The 434-nt window shown below is 71.0% G+C and carries 1 pseudogene; it reads left to right on the plus strand.

Annotated elements, in window-relative coordinates:
• A pseudogene (locus tag EN749_RS37195) lies at nucleotides 1-206 on the plus strand (helicase); the annotation flags it as partial.
• Nucleotides 207-434: the final 228 nt, after the last annotated feature.

Genomic DNA, 434 nt, shown 5'->3' on the forward strand with positions numbered 1-434 from the left:
TCCCAAGATGGAGCCCCCAGATGTCCCACGATCTCACCCTCGCCCAGAAAGCCGCTTGGCACCTCGCCCGCACCCTCATGGCCCCCGTGGTTCTCTTCCAGGTCGACGACAAATTCGGCGTCCTACCGGCCGACGAGCTCGACGACGCCGGCGTCGAGATCCTCTTCGAGTACGATCCCTATAGCGGCGGCCGGTCGGTTCATTGAACCGACCTTCTTCCGATCGCCCCCAGGCGGCGCCCAGGGCGCCGTCTTTTCCTTTCTGGCGCCCAGTCGCGGCCCCGTCCGGCCCGTGGTCCTGGCGGAGCCAGGCGGTCGGCGCAACGGCGTTGCCGTCCTCCGCTCCCGCTGCGGCCCTCCGGGTGCGCAGCCCGCCTTCCTGCTCCGCCGCGGCGGACCCCGTGACGGGGCCGCGATCGGCGCGGCCTCCAGAAC

The sequence above is a fragment of the Mesorhizobium sp. M7A.F.Ca.ET.027.02.1.1 genome (genome assembly GCF_004022985.1).
Classification (GTDB): domain Bacteria; phylum Pseudomonadota; class Alphaproteobacteria; order Rhizobiales; family Rhizobiaceae; genus Mesorhizobium.